This window comes from Nostoc sp., from assembly GCF_036917455.1.
GTDB lineage: Bacteria > Cyanobacteriota > Cyanobacteriia > Cyanobacteriales > Nostocaceae > Nostoc.
Genome location: NZ_JBALDK010000138.1, coordinates 20,508 through 46,710, shown reverse-complemented (window position 1 = coordinate 46,710; position 26,203 = coordinate 20,508). Strand labels below are relative to the sequence as shown.

Here is a 26,203-nt window from a genome sequence, read left to right as displayed (position 1 = left end):
TGATAGAGAATCTGTACCCTGTAACCTATTCCCTATCTTCCAAAAAAGACTGGGATCAAAGTTATGAGTCTTGCTCAATGTTTTGTTACAATGCGTACAGACGAGGACGCTTAAAAATCCACTAGCCATGACCCAAAACCTATCTCAAAAGCCCATTGTAATTTCTCCATCCATCCTATCAGCCGATTTTAGTCGTCTGGGTGACGAAATTCGTGCCGTAGATGCGGCCGGAGCAGATTGGATTCATGTTGATGTAATGGACGGTCGTTTTGTACCTAATATTACGATAGGCCCTCTGATTGTGGAGGCGATTCGTCCGGTTACAGCCAAGCCACTGGATGTCCACTTGATGATTGTGGAACCAGAAAAGTATGTAGAAGGATTTGCTAAGGCGGGTGCCGATATTATCTCCGTACACTGCGAACATAATGCTTCTCCACACCTACACCGTACTTTGGGGCAAATTAAAGAGCTTGGTAAGAAAGCTGGAGTTGTACTTAATCCTGGTAGCCCTCTAGAGCTAATTGAATACGTTCTAGATTTGTGCGATTTAGTACTGATTATGAGCGTCAACCCTGGTTTTGGTGGTCAAAGCTTTATCCCTGGTGTGTTACCAAAAATCCGCAAGCTGCGTCAAATGTGTGATGAACGCGGTCTTGACCCTTGGATTGAAGTGGATGGAGGATTGAAAGCAAATAATACTTGGCAAGTTTTGGAAGCGGGAGCTAATGCAGTTGTCGCTGGTTCAGCTGTATTTAACGCTAAGGATTATGCTGAGGCGATTACATCAATTCGCAACAGCAAGCGTCCTACCCCTGAATTAGCCAAGGTTTAATTCATTTTTAGATTAACCATTCTCTACAAAAAATAGGGTGGGCAAATTGCTCACCCTATTTTTATTTACACATAAAAAACTGGAAGCTATTCAAATTTTGAACTTCCAGTAGTTGTTATATAAATTGAAAATTTAGAAAGCAGAGATAATCCAGGTTGGGAGGACTAGGATTAGAATAGTTGAAAGAGAAGCGTATGACCTACTAGTTCCACCAGCCACGACAACGATTTCACCATAACTTTTCTGTTTCTGTTCCTGTTATTGGTGTTAAGCGTTTGCTTTATTAACTAAAGCAACACCAACCACAGGATAGAAAGTTCTATAAGCATTACTCACATCGTCTGCAGTCAATGAAAGCTGTGTAAAATTTGGATTGGGGAAATCCACCTGCCCAAATTCTCTTTGCTCAGACTTCCTCAGAAAAAGAACCACCAGTAGCAACGGTTGAATCTTTTGTCTTGGTATAGGAGTTATTTACTCCATGAAATACTGACTACTTTTGTAATCAGCTTGATTTATTTCATAGTCAGAACTAATCATTGATTTTATTTTTTAAATTTAACTTGTTTGCCGCCAATCACCTCTATTTATATTGAAGTTGTAGTTGTTATTAGTTTACCAATGTTGTAAGTATATATATTGCCATTTTGGCAGATTTTTGCAAAAAAAATATCAAATTAATCACTGTGGTCAAAAACCTACCATGCTATAAAGTTTAAACTCGCATGGTAGGCTCTCAGACACTTAATCAAGTCTAGAGCAGAATCTTTTGATTCCAAATTGTTTTTAATTGACTCCACAACGTTTCAAGGAAATATCTTGATTAACTTCTGGTTTTAATGACGATTTCCTTGATTGATTTTCGTTAATTGGCTGTCCCAATCTTTGGTCTAAACCACCACGAATTTCTGTTTTTTGCTTTCCAACTACTTCAAGATAAGCAGGTCTTGAATCATTAGCCTGTTTCAGCATTTTTAGATTTTCACTTTGCTGTTGTTTTATTCTGTTGGCTTGAGAGTTTTCTTTCAGTAATCGATTGTAGGTACGGTACGGAATATAATGGAGAGGATTATAACCAGCAAAACGTAGCATTAAAACACATGCCCAAGAGTATTTTCCAGCAATAATTGCTTCAACTACTTTATCAAATTGTTGAGCCTTCACGGTTGTATCTAAGTTACTACTAATACCAGCAATGTCTTGATTCATCATAGTGTTTAGTTATCTTGGATGAAGTAAACTAGTTATCTTTCTGCGATTATTGGCGTTTCAATTGAGGCTTACAAACTGTACTAACCTTTTTGCCGTTGTTGAATCGCTTTCAGGAAATTATCAGCAATTTGGCGGTGTTGGATGTTGACGTGAGATAAAAACCCATCAATCAACAGATGCGTACATAACTTTCGCAAACTTTGATTAGCTCCCACAGCTTTGAGCGGTAAAGATACAGGCTGAAACTTCTCTGCTGTTTGAGCTTTACCTTGGCGCAGTTAAGCAGGGTTTTAGTGATTTTGGCTGATAACTTCCCTAGTAAACTAGTTTTGGTAAGAGCTAGCTTGTAGTAGGGATACAAATTATATAGATTCATTGCTGAACTGTCCCCTTGGCTTGAGGTTTCGACTGCATTTGACCTGATGGTTCTTTTCTTGAACTAACCTTTAATTAAAAACTTGATTATTTTTAATTAAGTTTGTTGGCTGCTGAGTCCTAATTATCCAGATTCCCTCCGATGAATTGAGGAAATTTTGCTTAGAGCTTGTTAGTAAGTGAAAGGTAAAAATTTATCTTTTGTCTTCTCCTTTGACTGGTCAGACAAAAGTCTCAGCGTAGCTCTTGGTAGATGTAGTTTTGTCGTCTGAAACTTTATTGACTCCTAATTCAATAAATTTCCTCTGTTAAAACGCCTGTATTTCTTACTACTGCTTAATTAAGCAATTTCCGGCAATTTTTTATATTTTTTCGAATAGTGGAAAAAATTTATTTATCCTTGGGCTTTAACAATGTCATTCGTATATATACTATTTTTTGTCGTTAATGTCATCTACTAAATTAGTAGATTTCTAAGTTAAATTTACTGAATGTATTTAGATACGTACTTGTGTGTTGTGCAACTTTTAATTTTGTCCTCCTTTGCAAATTTATGAGGGGTCTTACCCCCCACACAATCTCAATTTAAACCCTTTATTATTGTCGAGTCCCTAAAAAATACTACCATTAACTATGATGTAAAACAACTTCTCAAAATAGTAAAAGCTAAATAAAAAAACGTTCCTAGTTAGATGATTGAACATATTTTTTTAATAAGTTCAATTAGATAATCATATTTGTTATCCTTATATTTCTTGACTTTCAAGAACTACAGCTTCAGCGTATCTAAATAAACTTGCTGTAAACTGCTTGTGAATATTTCATGATTATCAGCTAGTAACCATAGAGAGCCAAGTTTTGAAAAAACTTACTGGTTAAGGATAATATATAGATAACTATTTTTAATTATTATCAATTGAAGAAAGTAATAAATATATAATCGATGGTTATATATGTAAAATATTAGAAAATTTAGTAATAAAGATAAAGCCAATTAACATATAAAACTGTTAAATTCATTCGGCAATAACTTTAATGTGTCTTAATATTAAAAAAAATTATAAAGTTGAGACTAAGAATGTTGCGGCAGTTAGACTAAATACTAATAAAAACCGCCAATTGACATGAGTTAGCGATGAGTGCCTTGCTCAACAAGAATACCTCGGTCTAGAACAAAGATATAGTCGGCATAGAGTAGTCTGGAGTTCTCAATCCTTCAACTCTTACCATTACTGAAATTTTCCTTCGCTTCCGGAAACACTCGGAAAATAAAATCACCAATCTAGACTCTGCTTTCTCAGATTAAAGATAGGCTAAATTTTGCAACACTTCTGCATATATACAATACTATAGCGGTTCTCATTTGAATGTAATCTAGAGCAAAACCCCAGCCCCTTCCCTTGCAGGGAAGGAGAGTAAGATTTAAAGCATCTCTCCTTTTAAGAAAGAGGTTTAGAGAGTTAAAAGTGGATTACATCCAAATGAGAACCGTTTTGATAGCTAATCAATGAATAACTAAGTAAATTCCCCAGATTGCCATTGCCCGTAAGTAAGTGCTAGCACGGAAAGTACCAGTTGCGGTGATAGCTTCAGGGGTGCGAAATTGGAGACCATTGTTATAAATTTGCTGCACTACAGCTTGTGTTAACCTCAAGGCTTCATTCTTCATTCCCATTTGCACAAGAAAAGCCGCTAGCCCAAAGTTTATCCCTGTCCAAACTTCTAGGGGATGAGTAGCTTTAGGGTTTTCTGGTGAACCGTCAGGACGAACACCATTAGCAGCGCCAAACTCTGCATTGCAGAATTTCAAAAAGCACGCTTCATAAACTGTTTTCAGAGCAGAAAGGGCGCGATCGCTCGGTACAATATCTGGTAAGTCCAGGAGTCGGGCGTAAAATTGTCCGCACAATTGATCTGCCATTACCACATCAGAACCACTTTCACTATCAAGTTTGTAATATTGCCCATTCCAGAGTTTTTCTTGATAAATAGGAAGAGATTGTTGTAACCAACTTTCATAAGTGGATTTTTGCACCCTTAACTCCTCTGTGTTCTCTGCGCCTCTGCGGTTCGTTAACAAAACATCACTAATTGCGATCGCAGCCTCCAACGCCGCTAACCACAACCCACCACAATAGGCGCTGACACCTTGTAACCGCCAATCATCAAAGGTTTGATCGGGCGCACCAGAGTTTTCAGGAATTCCATCACCATCAAGGTCAAAGGTTTTCAGGTAGTCGAGGGTTTGAACGATCGCAGTCCAGCAATCTGCTAAGAATTCTACATCGTCAGCACCCGTGAGCAGAAAATCACGGTATACTTGCAAGACAAAATCACTACCCAAATCTTTCCACAAGTTGCAGTCTTGATAGCTGGTGTAATTGGTTTTCTGCCATACGTGTTCATTCGGTGCGCCTAAATCGTGGGGTGTTGCACCTGCAACTTTGCGAACTGCGATCGGACTTTCAGCCTTAATTGTCATGTAATAGCCGATTATTCGGGGTGTCTCATCACCTTGAGGAATCGCCCGTGCAAATGCCCGCATCACCGATTTTTCTAATTCTGGAAATAGCATCAGCAGTCCAAAAGACCCGTACAGCCTCACATCTAGACTTTCATACCAACGGTAATCTAGACACTCCAGCACTGCAAACTGACCGATGGGGTCAAGTTCTGATGCTGCACTCCAGAGAGTACCACCGCTAGTGAGGTCGTAAAGCTCATTAAATAGAGCCATTTTAAACCAGTCGGGCAAATCTTCCCGGTCGAGAATGGGTTGTTGCCAACTTTGAATTTGCGATCGCCAGGTTTGGTATTCTTGTAGTGCAGTGGATGCGATCGCCCAAGCATTTTTACCGCTTCGATCAAAAAAATCTGTATATCTGCGATAATAGTTGACTCCGGCGGCAAATTCTGTAATAGGTAAGTCCCAAGCGAGGACAAAGGGGATTTCGAGAGTTTCGCCTGGTTGGAGAGTAAAACGAAGTGCGATCGCAGCCCCTAACTGTTCACCTTCTGCTACTGGATTTGCATCTATATAATTGGGTAAAGAACCATCTTTTGCAAAGCTTTGCCACACCTCATCACCAGTACCATTAGGATTCCAGCGAGTATGTTGAAATACCTCCACTTGGGGATGCTTAAGTGTAGCAATACACCAAGTTCCATTACCTTCTTGCAAAGGTTCATCATTACCAATCCGACCTAAAAGACAGCCAAACTGTTCTGTATTTTCAACTATTTGGTTATAGTTACCTTGACTTTCGCCCCAGCGTGGTTGGTATTCGTAAACCGGACTACCATCATCGCGCACCCGCACTTCGGGAGATTTTAGGGCATTTGTAAACCAGCCCACCATATTTTGCCAAGTGAGCATGATACTGATGGTAATTGTTGCATCTGTGGGGTTGTGGGCATTCCAGAGGAATGTTGCCACAGGATAGCTAGTTTCTTGATAATTACCTGCCCAGACTGGGGAAAATTGCTCACAAGTCAACTGTGCTTGGAATACATTTTCGTACACAAACCAGCTACGTGGGTATAGCGCGTGATAGTTTCCTGTCCCCTCAGTGCGGGGAAGCGTCGGATACCACTGCCAAGCTTTGAGAGTACCATCATTGGGTGCTTGGGTAGATAAAGCGTAGGCTTGGGAAGATGTGCCATTGGATTCAAACACACTGAATTGACAAGCCGGAACGTTTTTGAAGGTATGCTCACCGCCGTCGATGTGCCACAGGTTAAAATCTCCTCGTGAAGAACGACCGATGCAACCTGCACCAAAGCCACCTAAAGGCATACCATGCCAAGGGCCATCATCGATATTACTTGCGTAGCGGACGGTATAAGGTTTGTCCCAGCCTAAGCCGATGGGACGGCTCCAAGTGCAAGAGGGAATTTTCGGAGAGAGTTGATTTGTCATCGCCTAATGTTACAGCGTGCAGTTACGTCAATGAAGACTAGCGCGATGTGCGATTTTTCTCAAGTAAAACGCGGTACGGCATAACATTAAACAATTTTGTATTAGATAAAAACTTTTTAGATAGCATTAAATGTTGTATATATGGGCACTCTAAATTTAAGAAACATACCGGAGATTAATATGTATGTCTAAAGCTCCAATTAGTGCAACACTAGGGCAATTAGAAAGAGATGCTGTATTGCAAGCGATCGCCACCATTAAAGAAAAGCTACCATTTTTGATTGATTTAAGTAACGAGGAGCGGAAAGCTTTGCCCAAGATGGGAGATAAAAGCCGCGCCTTTGTCAGCAAGGCATTAGAGGTAGCGACACAGAACCCCGAGTTTTTAGCGCGATCGTTTGACCTCGAAGAGATGCGGAAGGATGTACAGTTGTTTGAAGCGTTGTATCCAGTATTGCTGTCGCTGTCACAATTACAAGAATTGGTAGATGATACATTTCTGGCGGTGGGTAGTGAAGCCTATGCATCCGCCTTGCAGGTGTATACTTATGCCAAAGCTAGTGGACAAGGCGCTGGTTTAGAGACAGTAGTTGAGGAAATGGGGCAAAGGTTCGCCCGTAAATCTCGGAAATCCAAGCCTCAAGCAGCAGCGTTGTAGAAAATAGCTCGGCGATTGCACTTCAAAGGTGCAATATTGAAGCTAAGAACTCGAATGTTTGAGTAAATTACTCGGCGTTCCGAGTTCTGAACTCAAAGCTTCACCCTCAGAACATGGAATTTCGAGATTAGAACTCGATGCTTCCGGCTCAGAACACCAACGTCCGAGATCCAAAGGTAAATGATGGTAAAAAAAAGGCGAATCTTTTCCTTAAAATCCCCTCTTTATAAACCTAAAAAATAAAGCCACCAAAAATATTTTGCGTAGGGGCACGGCAATGCCGTGCCCAGATAATAAATATGTGTAATGCGTCGAGTTACGGCTTTTTCTTTGCCAAATTATACTTAACTTCTATTTCAAAATTACTCTCCGCCGACCCTTCAGTTAAAAACGGAATGCCAGTTTTACCACCCAGCTTGATACCAAATTTAACTGTTACTTCCTCAGCATCAGGTAAATTCTTGAATGCACCAACAGCTAACTTGGCATAATTACGAATCTTGTCCTGAAATTCGTGAATGTTCAGCGTGGGTAAAAGGTCACGGTATCCTGGTTCCTCTTCTTCTGGAACCTCAGAGGCGGTATTTGATTCTACGTAGATTTCGTACTCTTGATCGTCTTCTTTGATAATTAAACGTTGTATTTCTGTCACAATAACCTCAGTTACTATTTAAGTTATTCTTAGCAATATTACGTAAAAACGGATGCCAGGTGAGATTATATGGCTAGATATGCGCTGGTGTTGGGAATTGCTAAGTATGACAATTTCTCCAATCTACCAAAGGCTATCAATGATGCTGAACACATTGCCCAACTGCTGCGCGAACAAGGTAGATTTGATGTTCAGCCTTTACCTGGCAAGTTAATCGAGAGTGAGAATCGCTGGCAAATCGCACCCGATAAAAAATTAACTGGTAAAGAACTCGGACAAGCACTGAGAATATTTTTGTTAGAAAAGGCCAAAGGTGCAGAGGCATTGATTTATTTTGCCGGACATGGATTTGAAGCACCTAGCCTGACAGGTGAAGCAAAAGGGTATTTGGCAACATCAGATTGTCACAAAGATGGACAAAATGCGATCGCCTTTGATGACCTCAACACATTAATCGCTAAATCTCAACTCAGCAGTTTGGTAGTATTGCTGGATTGCTGCTATGCTGGCTCTTTATTAGAGAGAAGTTTTATCAAGTCTGGTTTCTCTGTTTTCAATAACAAACAAGACTACAGCTTAATTACAGCCTCTCGTGCCTTTGAAAGAGCGCGTGAAGATGCTGAAGGTGGGATTTTTACCAAAGCAATTCTCAAAGGACTTGCTGAAGATAAAGCTGATGAAGCTACGGGGGAAATTAATGTCAATGACTTGATGAGCTTCATTTCACGGGAACTCAAAGGAAGTGGACAAGAACCAATTTACATGGGTGGCGGTAGGTCAATTCCTTTGGTTTGGTATCCACCGAAGCATCCCGTAGCGCTTGCGGTGGTAAGTGAAGAATGTCCCTATCGAGGATTACAAGCTTTTGACAAAGAACACGCCAAGTTCTTTTTTGGTCGGCAAGAAGTAGTTAGCTTAATTCAACAAAAACTTGCTCAAGCTAATTTTATTCCCATCATTGGCGCTTCGGGGAGTGGTAAATCTTCCGTAGTGCGGGCAGGTTTGATTCCAGTGTTAGAAAAAAATGGTTGGCGAATCTTAGAACCAATTTTGCCTGGAATTGAACCCTTAGCAGAGTTAAAACGAGCCTTTACACAGTTATTTGAACGCACGGAAATTAGGGAAATCTCGGCTCTCATTGACACAGAAGGTTTATCTACCGTAATTTCTAGGCTAACTGGTTCGGAGCGTTGCTTGTTGGTGGTAGATCAATTTGAAGAAATTTTTACCCTTGGTTCTCAAGAAGAAGAAAGACAGCGATTTATTGAGTTGTTAACCCAAATTTCTGAAGGACAGTTAGCAGTTGTCACCACGATGCGAGCGGATTTTCTGGAATACTGTTTAAACTATAAATCGCTGACACAACTAATTCAGGATCAGGCTGTGTATATGCCGCCATTACTAGGGGCAGAATTAGAAGAAGCGATCGCATCCCCAGCGAGTTCACAAGGTTATAAGTTGCAAATGGGATTATTGGGAGCGATTCAGCAAGAAGTATTAGGACAAGAGAAAGGCTGCTTACCATTATTGCAGTTTGCTCTGACCGAACTTTGGGAACAGCGCGAGCAACAAACTCACCAGTTGACAGTGGCTAAGTTTAACGAACTTGGTGGGGTGATTGGGACGCTTAATCGTCATGCAGAAAAGCTATATGCAAATTTCACCAAACAGCAGCAACCTTGGGTTCAGCAAATTTTCTTAAAATTAGTGCGTACAGGGGCAGAAGACAAAGATACCCGACAGCGACAACCAAAACAGGAATTGTTAAGTCTTGCTGGTGACAACTCAGATGAGCAGCAAGTGATAAATCAAGTTATAGAAAAGCTGATTCTAGGACGCTTAATAGTAACTTACACAGAAGCCAGAGAAGAAGTTTGGATTGATTTAGCCCATGAAGCCTTAATTGAGGGTTGGCAGACGTTTGCCCAATGGCGACAACGAGACCGAGATTTGCGGCGGTTGAGTGATAGATTAGCAGATGCATTACGCGAGTGGTTGAACAAAAGGAAAAATGAAAAATACTTGATGCAGGGGGGATTATTGGCAGAGGTGCGGGAAAATTGGGAAAAATTAGAGTTTTTATCATCACCTGAAGCCAAAAATTTTTATCAATGCAGTGATGCTTATGAACAGCACCAGATTGCTACATTAGAAAAGGCACTCACTGAATCACGATTGCGAGAGAAAGCCGCGAGAGTAGAGAATTTATTGCTTTTCCAACCCCTAGATAGTTTAGTTTTGGCAATTCAAGCTATGGGTGAGAATCTGGAGAAACTACCTCAGCAGATTCTTGCACCAGTTCAAGAAAGTTTGAATCGAGTAACGAGTAGAGCAAGAGTCTCCATCCCCTTTCGTGGTCATGAGGGTAGTATCTCTTCTGTCGCCATCAGCGCCGATGGGCAGACGATTGTTAGTGGCGGTGATGACGGCACAGTGCGGTTGTGGAACCGTCAAGGTTTTCCCTTAGTTGAACCTTTGCGTGGTCATCAAGGTAAGGTCTATTGTGTCGCCATCAGTGCCGATGGGCAGACGATTGTCAGTGGGGGTAGTGACAGTACAATGCGGTTATGGAACCACCAAGGTCTTCCCTTAGTTGAACCATTCCGTAGTCATGATGTCGCTAAACACTTCCCTGGTGACGGGGTGATCATTTCTATCACCATAAGCGCCGATGGGCAGACGATTGTCAGTGGCGGTGCTGACGGCACAGTGCGGTTGTGGAACCGCCAAGGTCTTCCCTTAGCTGAACCATTCCGTGGTCATCAGCATATTGTCATGTCTGTCGCTATTAGTGGCGATGGGCAAACGATTGTCAGTGGCGGTGGTGACGGCACAGTGCGGTTGTGGAAACGCCAAGGTCTTCCCTTGGCTGAACCATTCCGTGGTCATGAGGGTAGTGTCAATTCTGTCGCCATCAGCGCCGATGGGCAGACGGTTGTCAGTAGTAATCATAACGAGGGCAAGGTGCGGTTGTGGAACCGCCAAGGTCTTCCCTTAGCTGAACCATTCCGTGATCATAAAAATTATGTCAATTCTGTAGCTATCAGCGCCGATGGGCAGACGATTGTCAGTGGTAGTCCTAATGGCACGGTGCAGTTGTGGAATCTTCAAGGTCTTCCCTTAACTGAACCACTGCATGATCAGGGTTGGGTCAATTCTGTCGCCATCAGCGCCGATGGGCAGACGATTATCAGTGGTGGTGGTGACGGTACAGTACGGTTGTGGAACCACCAAGGTCTTTCTTTAGCTGAACCTTTGCATGATCATCAGGGTAAAGTCAATTCTGTAGCCATCAGCGCCAATGGGCAGACGATTGTTAGTGGCGGTGATCAAGGCACAGTACGGTTGTGGAACCTACAAGGTCTTCCTTTGGTTCAACGATTGCGTGGTCATCAGGGTAAAGTCACTTCTGTAGCCATCAGCGCCGATGGACAGACGATTGTCAGTGGGGGTCATGACGGCACGATGCGGTTGTGGAACTGCCAAGGTCTTCACTCAGCTAAACCATCGCGTGGTCATGAAAATTATGTCAATTCTGTAGCCATCAGCGTTGATGGGCAGACAATTGTCAGTGGCGGTGATGACGGCAAGGTGTGGTTATGGAACAACTATCCAGGTCTTCCTCTAGCTAAACCATTGCATGGTCATAAAAATTACGTCAATTCTGTAGCTATCAGCGCCGATGAGCAGACGATTGTCAGTGGCGGTGATGACGGCAAGGTGTGGTTATGGAACCGCCAAGGTGTGACCTTAGCTGAACCATTGCGTGGTCATGAGGGTGTTGTCAATTCTGTCGCCATCAGCGTCGATGGGCAGATGATTGTTAGTGGCGGTGATGACGGCACGGTGCGGTTGTGGAACCGCCAAGGTGTGACCTTAGCTGAACCATTGCGTGGTCACGAGGGTGTTGTCAATTCTGTTGCCATCAGCGTCAATGGGCAGATGATTGTTAGTGGCGGTGATGACGGCACGGTGCGGTTGTGGAACCGCCAAGGTGTGACCTTAGCTGAACCATTGCGTGGTCATGAGGGTAGTGTCAATTCTGTCGCCATCAGCGCGGATGGGCAGACGATTGTCAGTGGCGGTGCTGACGGCACAGTGCGGTTGTGGCGTGGTGGTTGGCGTGCATGGTTGCAAGTCTGTTGCGACAGGTTGCGTTACCATCCCATCTTCACCAATCCGGAAACAGAGGAAGCAAAAGCCGCTTGCGAAGTCTGCCGTAAATATGTTTGGAGTAAAGAAGAAGTTAAAAGCGGGGATTAATGAGAAGAAAACAGGAGAAATAAACCTTTAATCTCCAATATTGAGGCTCAGAACTCCATTTTTTACCTTCAAAACAAAAACGTTCTTGTTCAAAACAAAAACGTTCCTGCTCAAAACGAAAACATTCTTGTTCAGAACTGCAACAACCGAGTTCCAAGGGTGAATGATGGTGAATGAAAGGCGATTATTTAAGAGTGAACCACAATTAATATCAAGTTCGGGTCAACCCTAAAAATAAATCTTGTCATCAACTACCTAAAACTTACTAGTACCGCTTGGCGGAAGTAAGCAGACCATTAAAACCTACAAAAATTCGGCGGACTGCAAGGCTTAAAAATGGTATGTGTATTTCCGCCGTGCTGTACTAGTAATGCGTCCACATCCGCATTATCTTGACTACTTGTTCGGATTCGATGACTTCATATACCAACCGATGCTGTATGTTTATCCTGCGAGAATACGCACCTGATAAATCACCAACTAGCTTTTCATAAGGTGGAGGATTTTGAAAGGGATTTTTTTTAAGAACTACAAACAACTCCTCGGCTTTTTCCTTTAAATTGCTAGAAGCTAACTTCTTGGCATCTTTTTGCGCTTGTTTTGTGTAAACCAACCTCTAACTCACTTCTTCAGAATTCGGAAGTGGCTCTTCATTACTGCACTGACTCACCAATCCAATTCCTCATCACATTCTGGGATCGGAGTTGCTAGTCCTTCTTTTATAGATTCTCGCATTCCAGGTATAGATAACAAGTAAAGAGTCTCCTGAATTGCAGACCAGTCTTTTTCCGCCAGCAGAATGGCATTACCGCGATCGCCCTGAATGATTACGGGTTTACCCTGCTCTGCAACTTGGTCTATCAGTTCTTGTAAATTCTTTTGAGCATCGTTGACGGGAAGCGAAGACATCATGCTTTTTTAGCTCACGATAACTTTACTTTAGTTTATCTACGAATTTATGCAAGTAAGGAGCGTGCGGATTAAATTATAGTGAGTGAAAAGCGATATCTAACGACAAACCCCTTTGAACACGAAATTTCATGCTCAGAACTGCAACAACCGAGATTCAAGGGTGAATGATGGTGAATCAAAGGCGTAGGCGTAGCCCGCACTTCGACAAGCTCAGTGACCATCAGAGACATCGCTTTGATGATCAAAAATGCGATCGCTTGGTATTTACAGCTATTTTCACGTAAATAGACCACGGGGTAAGGGCACAGCAATGCTGTGCCCCTACAACAGATGTGGTTCAAATACTTGAAATCTGCTGTAATGAAGGAGATCGTGAAATCTGGTACAGTGCGATCGCAGATCATCGGTTTGTTGTAGACGGAACCATCAAATCACGCCATACTGCTAACGGAGTTTTAAAACAAGCTGGACTTCCCAAAGCCTTTTAGGGGGGTAAAATTACATATCAATGTATTGGAAATGGGGCTTTAGACTATTAATTGTATTCTTCGGGCTGTGGCTACTCCTCGATCTAGGTTCCCGTTTGGGAGCAGAGATTTTTTGGTTTCAGGAAGTCGGCTACCTCCAAGTATTTCTGTTGAGAATAATGACTCGCGGTATTTTATGGGTAGTTGTCGCTGCGGTAACTGCTGCCTATTTACTGCTAAATCTGGGTTTAGCACAACGATTAAAATATTCCCCGTCTCTGAAGATTGAGGAAGTCAGGCGTGAAGAAGCAGAACTCAGCAGTGAATTAACAAATTTTCTCAGCCCTAATTATCCAAGACGTAACCAAACCCAAAGACTTCCGCGGCCAAGCTTTAAAAAATTGAGATTGCGGGGGTTATTACCTCTAACTCTAGTACTGAGTTTGTTGATTGGGTTGATGGTGGTTCACTATGGCCAAATTGCTCTTTTATACTGGCAGTCTCCAGTTAATCAGGGTATTTTACCTGTTCCTGCCCTGTTTAGACCAGAGACAATCTGGCAACTATTAAAGCAGATTGTCTCTCAAGTCTGGTATCTCGGCTTAATTGGGGGAGTAGCGATCGCAATCTTAATCTATCCCCAATTTTTATTAACTGCGATCGCAATTTTATTCAGTCCCATTTTTGCCTTCATCCTATTCCAACACTGGCCAAAGGTGCTGCAATATTTCCACCCCACCCTTTTCAACAGCACTGACCCTTTATTTGGTCGAGACATCAGCTTTTACATATTTTCTTTACCCGTTTGGGAACTGTTAGAACTTTGGCTGATGGGATTATGTTTGTATGGCTTCGTCGCCGTTACTCTCATTTATCTTTTGTCAGCAGACAGTTTGAGTCAGGGAATTTTCCCTGGTTTTTCGTCCCAGCAGCAGCGTCATTTATTTGGTATGGGTGGCTTGTTGATGCTGGTAGTAGCTCTGAGTTATTGGCAAAGTCGCTATGAACTTGTGTATTCTAGCCGTGGTGTCAGTTATGGTGCTAGTTATACAGATGTGACAACCCAGTTGCCAGCTTACACTTTTTTGGGCGTTGTGGCTGTGGCGATCGCCTTTTACCTACTTTGGCGAACGTTTTTCTGGAAACCTAAATCTCAGCATCGTTCCTTAGTATTTTATGGGTTGGGGATTTATCTAGTACTAGTTGTAGCCGCTGACGTTGTTCTACCTGCTGTGGTGGAATATTTAATTGTCCAACCTAATGAGTTGCAACGAGAGCAACCCTACATTCAGCGTACTATCGCCTTGACTCGCCAAGCATTTGATTTAGAAGCGATCGATGCCAAAGGCTTCAATCCTGAAGGAACACTGACTGAAGCTGATATTCAAAAGAATGACTTGACGATTCGGAATATTCGCCTTTGGGATCAGCGGCCACTCTTAGAAACTAACCGTCAACTGCAACAAATTCGGCCGTATTATCGGTTCCCCGATGCCGATATCGATCGATATACTCTAAAAACAGATGTAACTTCACGTCAACCATCAGAACCGAAGCTAGAAGCAATTGAACCAGCAGAACGGCGGCAAGTACTGATTGCTGCGCGAGAATTAGACTACAATGCTGTACCCCAGGAAGCTCAAACATGGGTTAACCGCCATTTAATTTATACCCACGGTTTCGGGTTTACTGTTAGCCCAGTTAATACAGTTGGGCCAGGTGGACTACCAGAATATTTTGTCAAAGATATTAGTGATAATAGTAGCGCTCTCACAACTTCCAGTAAAGCCATTCGTGAAAGCATTCCCATTGGGCAACCCCGAATTTATTATGGTGAAATAGCCAATACTTATGTCATGACTGGCACAAGAGTTAGAGAGTTAGACTACCCCAGTGGTAGTGACAATGTTTACAACTCTTACGATGGTCTGGGTGGCGTTAAAATCGGTTCAGCATGGCGACGCTGGTTATTTGCTATGCATTTGAAAGATTGGCAGATGGCGCTGACGCAAGACTTTTTACCAGAGACAAAATTGCTACTGCGGCGAAATGTCAAGCAAAGAATTCAAGCGATCGCACCTTTTTTGAAATTTGACAGCGATCCCTATTTAGTAGCTGCTGTTGCTAATCAAGATTTCCCTACTAATCCCAGTTATCTTTACTGGATTATTGATGCCTACACGACGAGCGATCGCTATCCTTACTCAGACACTGGTAACGATGGGATCAACTACATTCGCAATTCTGTCAAAATAGTGGTTGATGCCTACAACGGCAGTGTGAATTTTTATATTGCCGATTCCAGCGATCCGTTAATTGCCACTTGGTCAGCGATATTTCCCCAAATGTTTAAACCGCTCAGTACAATGCCTGTTAATCTCCGCAGTCATACCCGGTATCCGGTGGACTTTTTCAAAATTCAATCTAAGCGGTTGATGACCTACCACATGACCGATCCCCAGGTATTTTACAATCGAGAAGATCAGTGGCAGATTCCTAATGAAATCTATGGCAGTGAACCCCGTCCTGTAGAGCCGTACTATTTGATTACTAGTCTACCCACTGCACCTGTTGTTGGCGCAGTCTCTAGTAGAGAAGAGTTTATTTTGCTTCTGCCATATACTCCCAGACAACGGACTAATTTAATCGCTTGGTTAGCGGCGCGATCGGATGGCGATAATTACGGTAAGTTATTGTTATATACTTTTCCTAAAGAAAGGCTGGTCTACGGGCCAGAGCAAATAGAAGCGCGGATTAACCAAGACCCAGTAATCTCTCAGCAAATTTCCCTCTGGAATCGCCAGGGATCGAAAGCTATTCAAGGCAATCTATTAGTAATTCCTATTGAGCAATCGCTGCTGTATGTCGAGCCAATCTATTTAGAAGCTGCACAAAATAGCTTACCAACCTTGGTGCGAGTAGTAGTGGCTTACGAAAATCGAATTGTCATGGCCCAAACTTTAGAACAAGCATTGCAGGCAATTTTTAAACCAGAAGTTACACCAGCCCCTGCAATTATCCGTCCTTTTGAAGAAGTTGCTCCACCAGGTTAAAGGATTATAAAAAACCTAGTAGGCGACAGGGAGCGATTGCCATTAACAAAATTTATTACAACAGACATAGTTTAATAGTCCAACATAATGTAATAGATACTAAAAGTTAATGAACATGCTACAAAGTAACCAACTAGAGATCCGCCACATTAGTCCAAAAGTGAGGCAGTTGATTAAAATGTACGCCGATGTTAATAACTGTACGCAGTCTGAGATGCTGGAACGGATTATTTTGGAGTGGAACGCCCAACAAAGCGAGAGCGAAAGACCGCCAGGAGACGAAGATGAATAGCTTTCTGATACAATTTTTAGTCTAATTGTAGCGAAGGTCTCTTATTAATTTTGTTCTCTAGCTCAAGAAGAATTTTTCAGAGATTGGGTCTTTTTTGAGGGATTGCATAAAATCCCTCAAAGTCATCATACTGCCCGTTAAGGTGAACTTAGGAGTACCATTTGGAGAAACAATTCTCACTTCACCATCTTGGATCTGAATCTTATTTTTAATGTTATCCCATAGACTATCGAAGCTCTCATTATCTTTGCAACCATCTGCTTCAAGGAATCTTTGATGTATTTCTGTTTTTAATGCTAGTGCTTCTGCTGCTTGAGTCCGCGCCTCAAAGTGCTTAACTACATACATCTTCATAAGCACTTTTTCTGAGAGTTTTGTTCTCAGCCTGAACTTGCTCTAACTGAGTTTTTATAGCTTGCAATTGGGATGCTAAAGCGGCTGATTTCTGGTATTTAAGTTTTAAGGCTTGTTTTGCATTGGCTAACAAAGTTTTATAATCTAGCCGATCTCGATCTTGATTGTTTTCGGATTGCATTATTATCTCTAGATCGATAGATTTTAGATGAGAAGCTCTCGTCAGTTATATGACAAAACTGGCGAGAGCTTAGTAAATATTATGTAGGTTATCTAAGTATTAGTTATTTCACCAATAATGGTGATTCAGAGGTAGGATTCTCCTGGATACTACTCAAACAAGAACTAATATGCAATCGGATAGCTCGCTCATAAACACTAGTCTGTTGTGTGCGTACACCTACAGCCTGATATATTAAGTTAATGTCTGGAAATTCAGACCAATACATCAAAAAAATGTCTTTAGCTGGAGTAATAATTTCATAATTATTCTCTTGTCTTTTCTTTCTGAGCTTACAATTATTTAGTTGTAATTTTTGTCTGAATAGTTTTTCAAATTCTGGAATTAAATCTGAAGTAGTTTTCATGTGTTATACACGTTAAAACGTGTTAATTATGCAAAGACTATCTGGTGATATTACTAAGTATGACACTTCAGATACCTCTTACAATATAGTGTATCAGTTATCGAGTCTTTAAGAATTTGAGGTTAATTTTCTCTTTTTACCATTAGAGAAGAAGGGACTAGGGATTGGGGACTGGGGAAATAGTTAGCAGAGACACCTTAATAATTGCATTGCGAAATTATCTTTGGGGTAGAGTCTTATAGGGCATTAAGTACCTACAGGCTACAGCCTGGGCCTTCAAGACCCTCTGGAAAACAAATTAATTCTAAGTAATCTGGATTTTCCACGAACTTTTTAGCGGCTAGTAATCCGGCAATACTCCAAGTTTGATTGATTCTGGCTTCTTTGCCAATTAAACGACCATTGTTGCCATCGTAGTATTCCGGGAATTTGTCCTTAAATAAACGCTTTTCGGCGATCGCGATCGCCGCTTGAGCAAGTTCTGTTCGTCCGGTTTTCAATGCCGCAGCTGCAAATAACCACAGCAAAACTGGCCAGTTACCACCGTTGTGATAAGACCAAGCGCTGTTCTTAGAGTCACATCCTGTAACAATTCTCCACTCTAAACCTTCTAATGCAGGAAAGCAAATTTTAATCGGCATATAGCCGATCAAATCTTGCCAACGTTGGGCAAATAAATTCATGATGCTTTCAGATTCTTTGTCGCTGGCTAAGGAAGCTAAAATTGCCATTAGATTTCCCAGAGCAAAAAAGCGAAAATCTATCCGTCCCGGCCCTAGATTTCCCGCTAAATATCCTCCAGTTTCGGGCAACCACTCGGTTAACCAAGTGGGGATTGATTCTGAGTGGATATTGAATTTATTAACAATTTCTTTTCCAAATTCGTTACCTTTATAACGATATATTTCCCCCAATCGCTTTAAGTCTAGCCAATAATAGTTGCGGATATGATATTTCAAAGATCCCAATCGCCTATTGACTTTGCTAAGGTAAATATCGCCGTCTCCATCTGATAAAAGCAATTCACAAGCTGCCCTCAGTGATGCGTAGAACAAAGCTTGAATTTCTAGAGGATGTTCGTAGACTCCCATCCGACGGTCAATCATAAACGCGCCATCAGGAACTAACATGGTTGGGTACATGGAAAACCGATGTACTAGGCAAAGATCCAAAATTAGTTTAATTCCGGCTTGAAAATCTGGCTGACGCGCTAGAGATAAATCGCCTGTAGCCTTTTCATAAGCCCGTAGCAAGAGAATCCACCACATACAGGAATCTATTGGGGGAACACGAGCGATCGCTTGCTCACCAAAATCAGCAACCAAAAATTCCTCATTCCCATTAAAATGTACTTTGAAACTTGCAGGCATCAAACCCGCTCCTGCTTCAAAGCAATCCATTTGCTTTTCATGACTTTGTAATTTCAGTGTTTCTACTAAGAAGTTACGGACAATCTCTGCTTTACCGTACATCAGAAACACCAAGGCAGAAGGCACAAAATCGCGGAGAAAGCACTGGTCATAATTGAGTGCATCTACTTCTGGATCGTGGGCAGCTACAGTCCCAATGGGTTTTCCCTGGTAATAGATTATGGACTTTTCCAAAAATTCCCAGGCTTCTGCTTCCAGTTTACTGTTCGGATCGATCGCGCTATTCATGGGCGTTTAATTCCACTACATAATATGTATCGGCTTAATTGTGGAAAGTACGCCAGCCTTATCTCAAGCTGACCGGGTTTTCTAAAAGTCAGCATACAGAATTCATCTCAACAATGTCTGATTTTTGGGAGACATCTGCCTGAAGCAGTAGCGACTTCACACCCCAATTTTTGATATTTACGCAGGCTTTTTGCAATGTCACTTCTTCTGTGTCTACCGCAACTTCAGGGTTTTTGCGGTAATTTATGGCGATATTGCACCCTTGTTGAGCGAGTCTGATAGCGATCGCCTGACTTAAAGCGTTCTTTCCCTATAACTTTATCATATTTCCTCTCTAAGCTGCTTTTGCTTGAATTTGAACTCAGCTAAACAATTTGGGATTTTAGATTATTCTTTTCAATATATCTAGTGGAATTTGTCAAAGAATGAGAGCTAATTTGCTATTGACTGCTATAGAGATTAATACTTTATAGACATGATTTATAGTCCCTTTAAAAGCTTTATTGTCAGTAAAAAAATAGTTACTTCTTCTCTACAGGATGAAAGTAAAATCTTAGTGCAGATATCAAACTTATAAGCCTTGTTATAGAGGCAATCCAGGAATTGCCTCTGTCGAGATTGGTACACCCAACCATTGGTGTCAACTCAAGCCCCAGCGAATATAATTTGCGGCTATACAGGCAAAGTCCGCCTAGGCAGACTTACACGAAATTAAAGCTTTTTAACCCACAGATGTGGATTTTTTTGTGTAGACGCGGTTTCTAACCGCCCATTTCGCGTTAAGTCAACACCAATCACACCCAACCTACCGCTACAAAAAATTATTTCCTAACAATTATCCACACTGCATGAATAATTCCAGGAATGTAACCGAAAAGTGTCAAAACAATATTAATCCAAAAGTCCATACCAAAGCCTACTTGTAAAAAGACTCCCAAAGGCGGTACGAAAATGGCACACAAAATCCGAACTAAATCCATTTAAACCTCCTATTAATCTCAACTAAAATAGCTTGTTGAGGAAGTTATTCACCACTGTTCAAGCATATTTGTACTTTTCAAAGATAACATTCTCTCTCTCAATCGAGGTCACGTTTAAGATGCGGTAAACCGCACTCAAGATTAGCCACCGCTAATTTTGGCTTTATAACCTAGTTTGGTCAAAATCTCAACAATTTTCTGCTTGTGTTCGCCCTGAATTTCAATTTCGTTATCTTTAAGTGTTCCACCTGTCCCACACTGGGTTTTCAACTGCTTCACCAAATCTGCCAAAGTTTCCGGTTTAGCTTGAAAACCGCTAATCACTGTGACAGTTTTGCCTTTGCGTCCTTTGCGAGAAGCTTGTACTTTAAGATTTTGTTGTTGGGGAGGTAGTTCTGGAATTGGTCTTTCTGTAGCGGCAGAATTGTCATTGCCAAATTCGCGGTAAACAAAGCTTTTGTCAGAAGATTTAGAATTGGAAGAAGACATAATAATGTTTGTTAAGAAAAATTTCAAAGACAGTGGAAACTTCTACGCAACCATTCTGCTGGAATATCAATTTCTAGGCTAACATCACAGATCCATTGCGACGAGTTGGGAATTTGTCCCCAGTCCCCAGTCCCCAGTCCTTAGATATACCCCAGGTATACTCCAGATATGCTCCAGACTTTTCTATAATAATTAAGTCATTCCCGTCATCGAAAACAGCCCGTGACTACCACTCCCCTCTCTCCAAGTTCAACTGTTCAGGTTCCCGATGCGCTAGGTCGCTTTGGACGCTTCGGCGGTAAGTATGTACCTGAAACGCTGATGCCTGCGCTTGCTGAATTAGAAACAGCTTATCAGCAATACCGCAATGACCCTTGTTTTCAAGCAGAATTACAGCAGTTGTTACGGGATTATGTAGGACGTGCAACACCATTGTATTTCGCTGAACGCCTGACTACTCATTATGCCCGACCCGATCGCACCGGGCCACAAATTTATTTAAAGCGCGAAGATTTAAATCATACTGGTGCTCACAAAATCAATAATGCCCTTGGTCAGGTATTGTTGGCGAAACGCATGGGTAAGCAACGGATTATTGCCGAAACGGGTGCTGGACAACATGGAGTTGCTACAGCCACTGTTTGCGCTCGTTTTGGGCTGGAATGCGTAATTTATATGGGCGTTCATGATATGGAACGCCAATCTTTAAATGTGTTTAGAATGCGGTTGATGGGGGCAGAAGTGCGTCCGGTGGAAGCGGGAACGGGAACCCTGAAAGATGCCACTTCTGAAGCAATCCGCGATTGGGTAACAAATGTGGAAACAACTCACTACATCCTGGGTTCAGTAGCAGGGCCCCATCCTTACCCGATGATGGTACGTGATTTCCATGCAGTAATTGGTCAAGAAACTCGCGCCCAAGCAATGGAAAAGTGGGGCGCACTTCCTGATATTCTCTTGGCTTGTGTAGGTGGTGGTTCCAATGCGATGGGACTATTCTATGAGTTTATTAATGAGCCTTCTATCCGGTTCATTGGGATTGAGGCCGCCGGAGAAGGTGTTAATACCGAAAAACACGCAGCGACCTTGACAAAAGGACGAGTTGGTGTGTTGCACGGAGCAATGAGTTATCTATTACAAGATGAAGATGGGCAAATCATTGAGGCCCACTCAATTAGTGCGGGGTTAGATTATCCGGGTGTGGGGCCAGAACATAGCTATTTGAAAGACATTGGTCGCGCTGAATACTATAGTGTGACGGATGCAGAAGCTTTAGCAGCATTCCAGAGATTATCGAAATTGGAAGGGATTATCCCGGCATTGGAAACAGCCCATGCGATCGCCTATCTCGAAACCCTATGTCCTCAACTAAGCGGTAGTCCCCGAATTGTAATCAACTGTTCTGGACGCGGTGATAAAGATGTCCAAACGGTAGCTAAGTTATTAGATTAATCGTAAATTTACGTAAAACATTTGGGAGGAAGCAATGATGGCGCAACAATTCCAGCACGCTATGCTACCGCAACCCACTCACGATGAGTTGGCACGCCAAAACTTCATGCAAAGTCTGAAAATGCACATTTTCAAGAATATTTCTCCTGGAAATAAGGTAGTTTATGAAAAACTAGCCAAGCCGAAGTTTGAACAAAAACATCAGCGTCCTCCCCAAAATCGTCATGAAATTCGGGAAGCAATGCAGCATGAACCCTACTACCGATGGACTAGTGCCCTCAAGCGCATCAACCAGGAAATATTATGGGATGCTGTAAATACTAGTGTTGACAGACAACTGCCAGAGTTGATTGAGCGTGCCAAAGATCGGGTTGGTGAACTGGGTACTTTAACCCTCGACCCAAATTTTCAAATACCTAATCATCAAAAGGCTGTAGATATTCACTGTATGCCCGGAGGATATCACGGTGAATTTACTGCTGACGATCTAGCTGCTGGCGCAACTTACGATCGCGGCGTTTACGTTTATGGTCTGGGTTGGTTGGGGCCGCTTAATAATGATATGGGGCTATCTATAGTCCAAAACTACCTTCTACCAGAGTATCCCGACTTTCGACCGAGAAAAATTCTCGATATGGGATGTTCTATTGGTAATAGCACATTACCCTACGTAGATGCTTACCCAAATGCAGAAATTCATGCCATAGATGTAGGCGCACCCATGTTGCGTTATGCTCATGCAAGAGCCGAAGCCTTGGGCAAAGGGGTACACTTCTCGCAACAAAATGCCGAGCATACTAACTTCCCAGATGAATCATTTGACTTAGTAGTTTCTCACATTTTGCTGCATGAAATTCCCCCACCAGCCGTCCGTAAAGTTATGCAAGAATCTTATCGTCTACTGGCTCCTGGCGGCATGATGCTCCATCTGGAAGCACCCTTGTATCGTCACATGGATGTGTATACACAGTTCATTTTTGATTGGGAAACCGCTAATAACAACGAACCATTCTGGAGTGCTGTACGCGATCTGGATTTGGTGACGCTAGCGACTGAAGCGGGTTTTGCCGCAGATAAGACATTCGAGAAGTTTGTCCCTAATGGGGCATGGAAACCAAAAGTCAATAATGATGGCAACTCAGGTAGCCAAGGCAGTTGGTTTGTAGTCGCGGCAACGAAGTAAATACAATTCGTAATTTGTAATTGAGAAAGTCAGATTTTATCTGGGTTTCCCTGTTTTGTGTGTAGTCTTATTTTTGGAGAATTGGTATATGGTAAAAACAGCCAAGGGTAAACGACCTGTTTACTTAGAAAATCCGCAAACGGATAAATTGTTAGCGATCGTTATGGCTTTGACTGGTGAGGTGTCCGTGCTGCATGAGCGGCTAGACACCATTGAACGGTTGCTAGAGGTTAAAGATGTTTTATCGCCTACTGAGATTGAAGCTTACCAGCCGGATGCCAAGATAATTAAGGAGCGGGAACAGTGGCGTGCGGAATATATTGCACGGGTGTTGCGCGTGGTGCAGGAATTAGAACCTCTTAATCAAAGCTAGTTGCACAAAGGTTTTAGTGAAAAAATTATGCTATTTATATGAAACAATCATACTAATGGTAGAGGAAATTTTTTTATAAACAGCACAATCTTTTTGTAAGACTGTGAATTTAAACGTTTGCTGACAGTTTTTGCACATAAAACTGGCATAAAGAGAAGTATATAGACCTATAACCAATTTGTCAGATTGACACTACTTTGGTTAGATTGTCTGGAACTTTACTTTCAGCAAATGATTAAAACAACAATCTCCACTGTTATTTTAGGTACTATTGTTCTCAGTGGTGGAGCGATCGCTACTCCTGTGAAAAATCAAAATTTTCCACCAGTGTTATCAAACGTATCAAGGGATACTTTCAAAATGGCAGCATCTAGTATCAACACTGCTGCTCTAGAACAGTCGGTTTTCATCCAAATTAATAACTACAGAACTTCCCAAGGGCTACCAGCGCTGACTCGTAATGCTGCGATCGATAATCAAGCTAGGATTCACAGTCAGGATATGGCTAATGGGAAAGTTCCCTTTGGACATACAGGATTTTCAGATCGTGTTCAAGCAATTGGTATTTCTTACAGAGCAGCTGGTGAAAATGTCGCTTATAACCAAGGATATAGCGATCCTGCCACGATCGCTGTTCAAGGCTGGCTCAAAAGTCCAGGACATTTAGCCAATATTAAAGGCAATTATGACCAGACGGGGATTGGTGTTGCTGCTACCAGTACAGGCAAAGTTTACTTCACACAAATTTTCCTTCGCTGATAGGTTTAGCGAAATTTAGATTTTTTCTGAAATTCCTCAAACTTCAGTCTGTTGACAAAGCTTTTGTTAGATGTGGAAAAATGTAATTTCCGTGACACTTTTCTGTTGAATACTACATGATTTTTTTGTAATTCATGAAAATCTTAAATTCTCAGCAAAAATAACCGTGATTCTATGAAGTCTATCTATTGAAATATTGACAATTGGAAATGATTATTTGTACTTCCCGTAAGGGATGTAGCCAAATTGCCAAAATTCATCAACCCTTAATAGTATCGTGGTATATATCGTCGGAACAATAAGTTAGAGTAGAAGTCTTATATCTCTACACATAACGCAATTCTCCATGTTCCGACAAACTGCTTTTGGCATCGCTTTAAGTGCGCTTGTCTTTGCTAGTGGATTAACGACTGTTCCGATACCAAATTATCCTTCTACGAATACATCCACCCGTAATAAGCTGTTGTCGCTCTTTTCCAGTCAGGTTGCAATATCGACTCCTACTTTTAAAACTACTGAGTTAGAAAAATCAGTTTTTGAGCAAATTAATCGATATCGGGCTTCTAAAGGACTGCCAAAGTTGACCCTCAATGCAAATATTACTCGACAGGCAAGAATTCATAGTCAAAATATGGCTAAGGGTAAAACCCCATTTAGCCATCAGGGATTTGAAAAGCGAGTTAAAGCTGTCCCTCTTCGCTACAACAGTGCGGCGGAAAATGTTGCTTTCAACCGAGGATATAGCAACCCTGTGGAGGAAGCTGTGACTGGTTGGATCAATAGTCCTGGACATCTAAAGAATCTTAAAGGCAATTACAACCTCACGGGAATTGGCGTTGCTACTAATAATCAAGGCGAAGTCTACCTGACACAAATATTTTTTCGCACTAGGTAGATTTAATTTCTGATTTTTTTGGACAATGATAATGTAGTGTCTGACAAGACTTTTATTTGCTAGACACTGCTATTATTTTTGAACAATTCATGACATTACAAGATTTTCAGGTGAGCGATCGCGATCTCAGTGACGCAGCCCTTGGACAGTATTTAGAATCAACAGCGATCGCTGTTGATACAGAAACGATGGGATTATTACCGCAGCGCGATCGCTTGTGTCTCGTCCAACTGTGCAACCTAGAAGGGAAAGTCACTGCAATTCGTATAGCCAAAGGACAAGACAACGCCCCAAACTTAAAAAAACTCTTGGAAGCGGCGAATGTCGTAAAAGTATTTCACTTTGCGCGTTTTGACCTTGCGACTTTGCGAGCTAATTTAGGAATTCAGGTTAACCCTGCTTTTTGCACCAAAATTGCCAGTAAGTTAGCCCGTACTTACACAAATCGCCACGGACTTAAAGATGTAGTGCAAGAGTTAGAAAAAGTGGAACTCGATAAAAGCTCTCAAAGTTCTGATTGGGGTAATGCCACTAACTTATCTGAAGCTCAACTGAGTTATGCTGCCAATGATGTGCGCTATTTACTTAGCGTGCAACATAAATTAACAGAAATGCTCAAACGAGAGGAACGTTGGGAAATTGCTCAAGAATGTTTTAAATTTCTGCCAACAATAGTTTCTTTGGATTTATTGCAATTTAAAGATTTGTTTGAACATTGATCGATTAAATGGGCATTCAGAGCAAACGCATCTAAGGTACTCTTTGATCGCGAGCAAGATTAAGACCCAACGAAAAAATAACTGTTTCTGGCTTGATTTATTTTCCAAGGCTCAAA

Annotated in this window: 24 protein-coding genes and 1 pseudogene; 13 read left to right on the top strand and 12 right to left on the bottom strand. The window is 41.8% G+C overall.

Going from position 1 to position 26,203, the window contains the following annotated elements; all coding sequences use genetic code 11:
- Nucleotides 1-127: 127 nt before the first annotated feature.
- Complete coding sequence (gene rpe, locus V7K42_RS14220; protein ID WP_094328670.1) at nucleotides 128-835, top strand: ribulose-phosphate 3-epimerase; 708 nt, start codon at nucleotides 128-130, stop codon at nucleotides 833-835.
- A gap of 786 nt (nucleotides 836-1,621) precedes the next feature.
- Here the strand turns inward: rpe and V7K42_RS14215 are convergent.
- Nucleotides 1,622-2,044: a HetP family heterocyst commitment protein gene (locus V7K42_RS14215; RefSeq protein WP_334917156.1), complete on the bottom strand. Its 423-nt coding sequence runs from the start codon at nucleotides 2,042-2,044 to the stop codon at nucleotides 1,622-1,624.
- 1,882 nt (nucleotides 2,045-3,926) lie between these two features.
- Nucleotides 3,927-6,341, bottom strand: a complete 2,415-nt coding sequence (locus V7K42_RS14210) for a GH116 family glycosyl hydrolase (protein ID WP_334917144.1) — start codon at nucleotides 6,339-6,341, stop codon at nucleotides 3,927-3,929.
- 184 nt (nucleotides 6,342-6,525) lie between these two features.
- On the opposite strand from V7K42_RS14210, the gene V7K42_RS14205 reads away from it, so the two are divergent.
- Nucleotides 6,526-6,999, top strand: a complete 474-nt coding sequence (locus V7K42_RS14205; protein ID WP_334917142.1) for a hypothetical protein — start codon at nucleotides 6,526-6,528, stop codon at nucleotides 6,997-6,999.
- A gap of 58 nt (nucleotides 7,000-7,057) precedes the next feature.
- Nucleotides 7,058-7,183, top strand: a complete 126-nt coding sequence (locus tag V7K42_RS14200; protein ID WP_334917140.1) for a hypothetical protein — start codon at nucleotides 7,058-7,060, stop codon at nucleotides 7,181-7,183.
- A gap of 132 nt (nucleotides 7,184-7,315) precedes the next feature.
- On the opposite strand, the gene V7K42_RS14195 is transcribed toward V7K42_RS14200, so the two are convergent.
- Nucleotides 7,316-7,651 carry a CU044_2847 family protein gene (locus V7K42_RS14195; RefSeq protein WP_334917138.1) on the bottom strand — a complete coding sequence of 112 codons (336 nt, stop codon included), beginning with the start codon at nucleotides 7,649-7,651 and terminating at the stop codon, nucleotides 7,316-7,318.
- Nucleotides 7,652-7,720: 69 nt separating this feature from the next.
- Between V7K42_RS14195 and V7K42_RS14190 the strand changes: the two genes are divergently transcribed.
- Nucleotides 7,721-11,914, top strand: a complete 4,194-nt coding sequence (locus V7K42_RS14190; RefSeq protein WP_334917136.1) for an nSTAND1 domain-containing NTPase — start codon at nucleotides 7,721-7,723, stop codon at nucleotides 11,912-11,914.
- Between the two features lie 364 nt (nucleotides 11,915-12,278).
- Here V7K42_RS14190 and V7K42_RS14185 read toward each other — a convergent pair whose 3' ends face one another.
- A complete protein-coding gene (locus V7K42_RS14185) occupies nucleotides 12,279-12,527 on the bottom strand; it encodes a Txe/YoeB family addiction module toxin (protein WP_334917134.1) in 249 nt (82 codons plus the stop codon).
- Nucleotides 12,528-12,580: 53 nt separating this feature from the next.
- Complete coding sequence (locus V7K42_RS14180; protein ID WP_334917132.1) at nucleotides 12,581-12,826, bottom strand: type II toxin-antitoxin system Phd/YefM family antitoxin; 246 nt, start codon at nucleotides 12,824-12,826, stop codon at nucleotides 12,581-12,583.
- A gap of 332 nt (nucleotides 12,827-13,158) precedes the next feature.
- Between V7K42_RS14180 and V7K42_RS14175 the strand changes: the two genes are divergently transcribed.
- The 3 genes from V7K42_RS14175 (at nucleotide 13,159) to V7K42_RS14165 (ending at nucleotide 16,638) form a co-directional block, all read left to right on the top strand.
- On the top strand, nucleotides 13,159-13,314 hold the full coding sequence (locus tag V7K42_RS14175) for a hypothetical protein (protein ID WP_334917130.1): 156 nt from the start codon (nucleotides 13,159-13,161) through the stop codon (nucleotides 13,312-13,314).
- Between the two features lie 20 nt (nucleotides 13,315-13,334).
- Nucleotides 13,335-16,346 (top strand): UPF0182 family protein, encoded by a 3,012-nt coding sequence (locus V7K42_RS14170; RefSeq protein WP_334917128.1) that lies wholly within the window; start codon nucleotides 13,335-13,337, stop codon nucleotides 16,344-16,346.
- A 109-nt stretch (nucleotides 16,347-16,455) separates the two neighbouring features.
- Nucleotides 16,456-16,638 carry a hypothetical protein gene (locus tag V7K42_RS14165; RefSeq protein ID WP_094328683.1) on the top strand — a complete coding sequence of 61 codons (183 nt, stop codon included), beginning with the start codon at nucleotides 16,456-16,458 and terminating at the stop codon, nucleotides 16,636-16,638.
- 57 nt (nucleotides 16,639-16,695) lie between these two features.
- Here the strand turns inward: V7K42_RS14165 and V7K42_RS14160 are convergent, their stop codons facing one another.
- The 7 genes and pseudogenes from V7K42_RS14160 to V7K42_RS14130 form a co-directional block, all read right to left on the bottom strand.
- A complete protein-coding gene (locus V7K42_RS14160) occupies nucleotides 16,696-16,992 on the bottom strand; it encodes a hypothetical protein (RefSeq protein WP_334917126.1) in 297 nt (98 codons plus the stop codon).
- Nucleotides 16,973-17,173: a hypothetical protein gene (locus tag V7K42_RS14155; RefSeq protein ID WP_334917124.1), complete on the bottom strand. Its 201-nt coding sequence runs from the start codon at nucleotides 17,171-17,173 to the stop codon at nucleotides 16,973-16,975. Before V7K42_RS14155 ends, V7K42_RS14160 begins: the two co-directional genes overlap by 20 nt.
- A gap of 103 nt (nucleotides 17,174-17,276) precedes the next feature.
- Nucleotides 17,277-17,579, bottom strand: a complete 303-nt coding sequence (locus V7K42_RS14150; protein ID WP_094328685.1) for a hypothetical protein — start codon at nucleotides 17,577-17,579, stop codon at nucleotides 17,277-17,279.
- Nucleotides 17,580-17,833: 254 nt separating this feature from the next.
- Nucleotides 17,834-19,237 (bottom strand): glycoside hydrolase 100 family protein, encoded by a 1,404-nt coding sequence (locus V7K42_RS14145; protein ID WP_334917122.1) that lies wholly within the window; start codon nucleotides 19,235-19,237, stop codon nucleotides 17,834-17,836.
- A gap of 94 nt (nucleotides 19,238-19,331) precedes the next feature.
- A pseudogene (locus V7K42_RS14140) lies at nucleotides 19,332-19,523 on the bottom strand (sugar dehydrogenase); the annotation flags it as partial.
- Between the two features lie 535 nt (nucleotides 19,524-20,058).
- Nucleotides 20,059-20,217, bottom strand: a complete 159-nt coding sequence (locus V7K42_RS14135; protein ID WP_334917120.1) for a YqaE/Pmp3 family membrane protein — start codon at nucleotides 20,215-20,217, stop codon at nucleotides 20,059-20,061.
- A gap of 141 nt (nucleotides 20,218-20,358) precedes the next feature.
- Nucleotides 20,359-20,706: a translation initiation factor gene (locus V7K42_RS14130; protein WP_012410518.1), complete on the bottom strand. Its 348-nt coding sequence runs from the start codon at nucleotides 20,704-20,706 to the stop codon at nucleotides 20,359-20,361.
- Nucleotides 20,707-20,928: 222 nt separating this feature from the next.
- Between V7K42_RS14130 and trpB the strand changes: the two genes are divergently transcribed.
- The 6 genes from trpB (at nucleotide 20,929) to V7K42_RS14100 (ending at nucleotide 26,087) form a co-directional block, all read left to right on the top strand.
- The gene (gene trpB / locus V7K42_RS14125) at nucleotides 20,929-22,158 is read left to right on the top strand and encodes a tryptophan synthase subunit beta (RefSeq protein ID WP_334917118.1); all 1,230 of its coding nucleotides are present in this window, start codon (nucleotides 20,929-20,931) and stop codon (nucleotides 22,156-22,158) included.
- A 34-nt stretch (nucleotides 22,159-22,192) separates the two neighbouring features.
- Nucleotides 22,193-23,341 carry a class I SAM-dependent methyltransferase gene (locus V7K42_RS14120; RefSeq protein ID WP_334917116.1) on the top strand — a complete coding sequence of 383 codons (1,149 nt, stop codon included), beginning with the start codon at nucleotides 22,193-22,195 and terminating at the stop codon, nucleotides 23,339-23,341.
- Nucleotides 23,342-23,429: 88 nt separating this feature from the next.
- Nucleotides 23,430-23,714 carry a hypothetical protein gene (locus V7K42_RS14115; RefSeq protein WP_334917114.1) on the top strand — a complete coding sequence of 95 codons (285 nt, stop codon included), beginning with the start codon at nucleotides 23,430-23,432 and terminating at the stop codon, nucleotides 23,712-23,714.
- Between the two features lie 231 nt (nucleotides 23,715-23,945).
- Nucleotides 23,946-24,473 carry a CAP domain-containing protein gene (locus tag V7K42_RS14110; RefSeq protein WP_334917112.1) on the top strand — a complete coding sequence of 176 codons (528 nt, stop codon included), beginning with the start codon at nucleotides 23,946-23,948 and terminating at the stop codon, nucleotides 24,471-24,473.
- A 346-nt stretch (nucleotides 24,474-24,819) separates the two neighbouring features.
- Nucleotides 24,820-25,368, top strand: coding sequence for a CAP domain-containing protein (locus tag V7K42_RS14105; RefSeq protein WP_334917110.1), 549 nt, complete (start codon nucleotides 24,820-24,822; stop codon nucleotides 25,366-25,368).
- 89 nt (nucleotides 25,369-25,457) lie between these two features.
- On the top strand, nucleotides 25,458-26,087 hold the full coding sequence (locus V7K42_RS14100; RefSeq protein WP_334917108.1) for a ribonuclease H-like domain-containing protein: 630 nt from the start codon (nucleotides 25,458-25,460) through the stop codon (nucleotides 26,085-26,087).
- The last annotated feature ends 116 nt before the right edge of the window (nucleotides 26,088-26,203 follow it).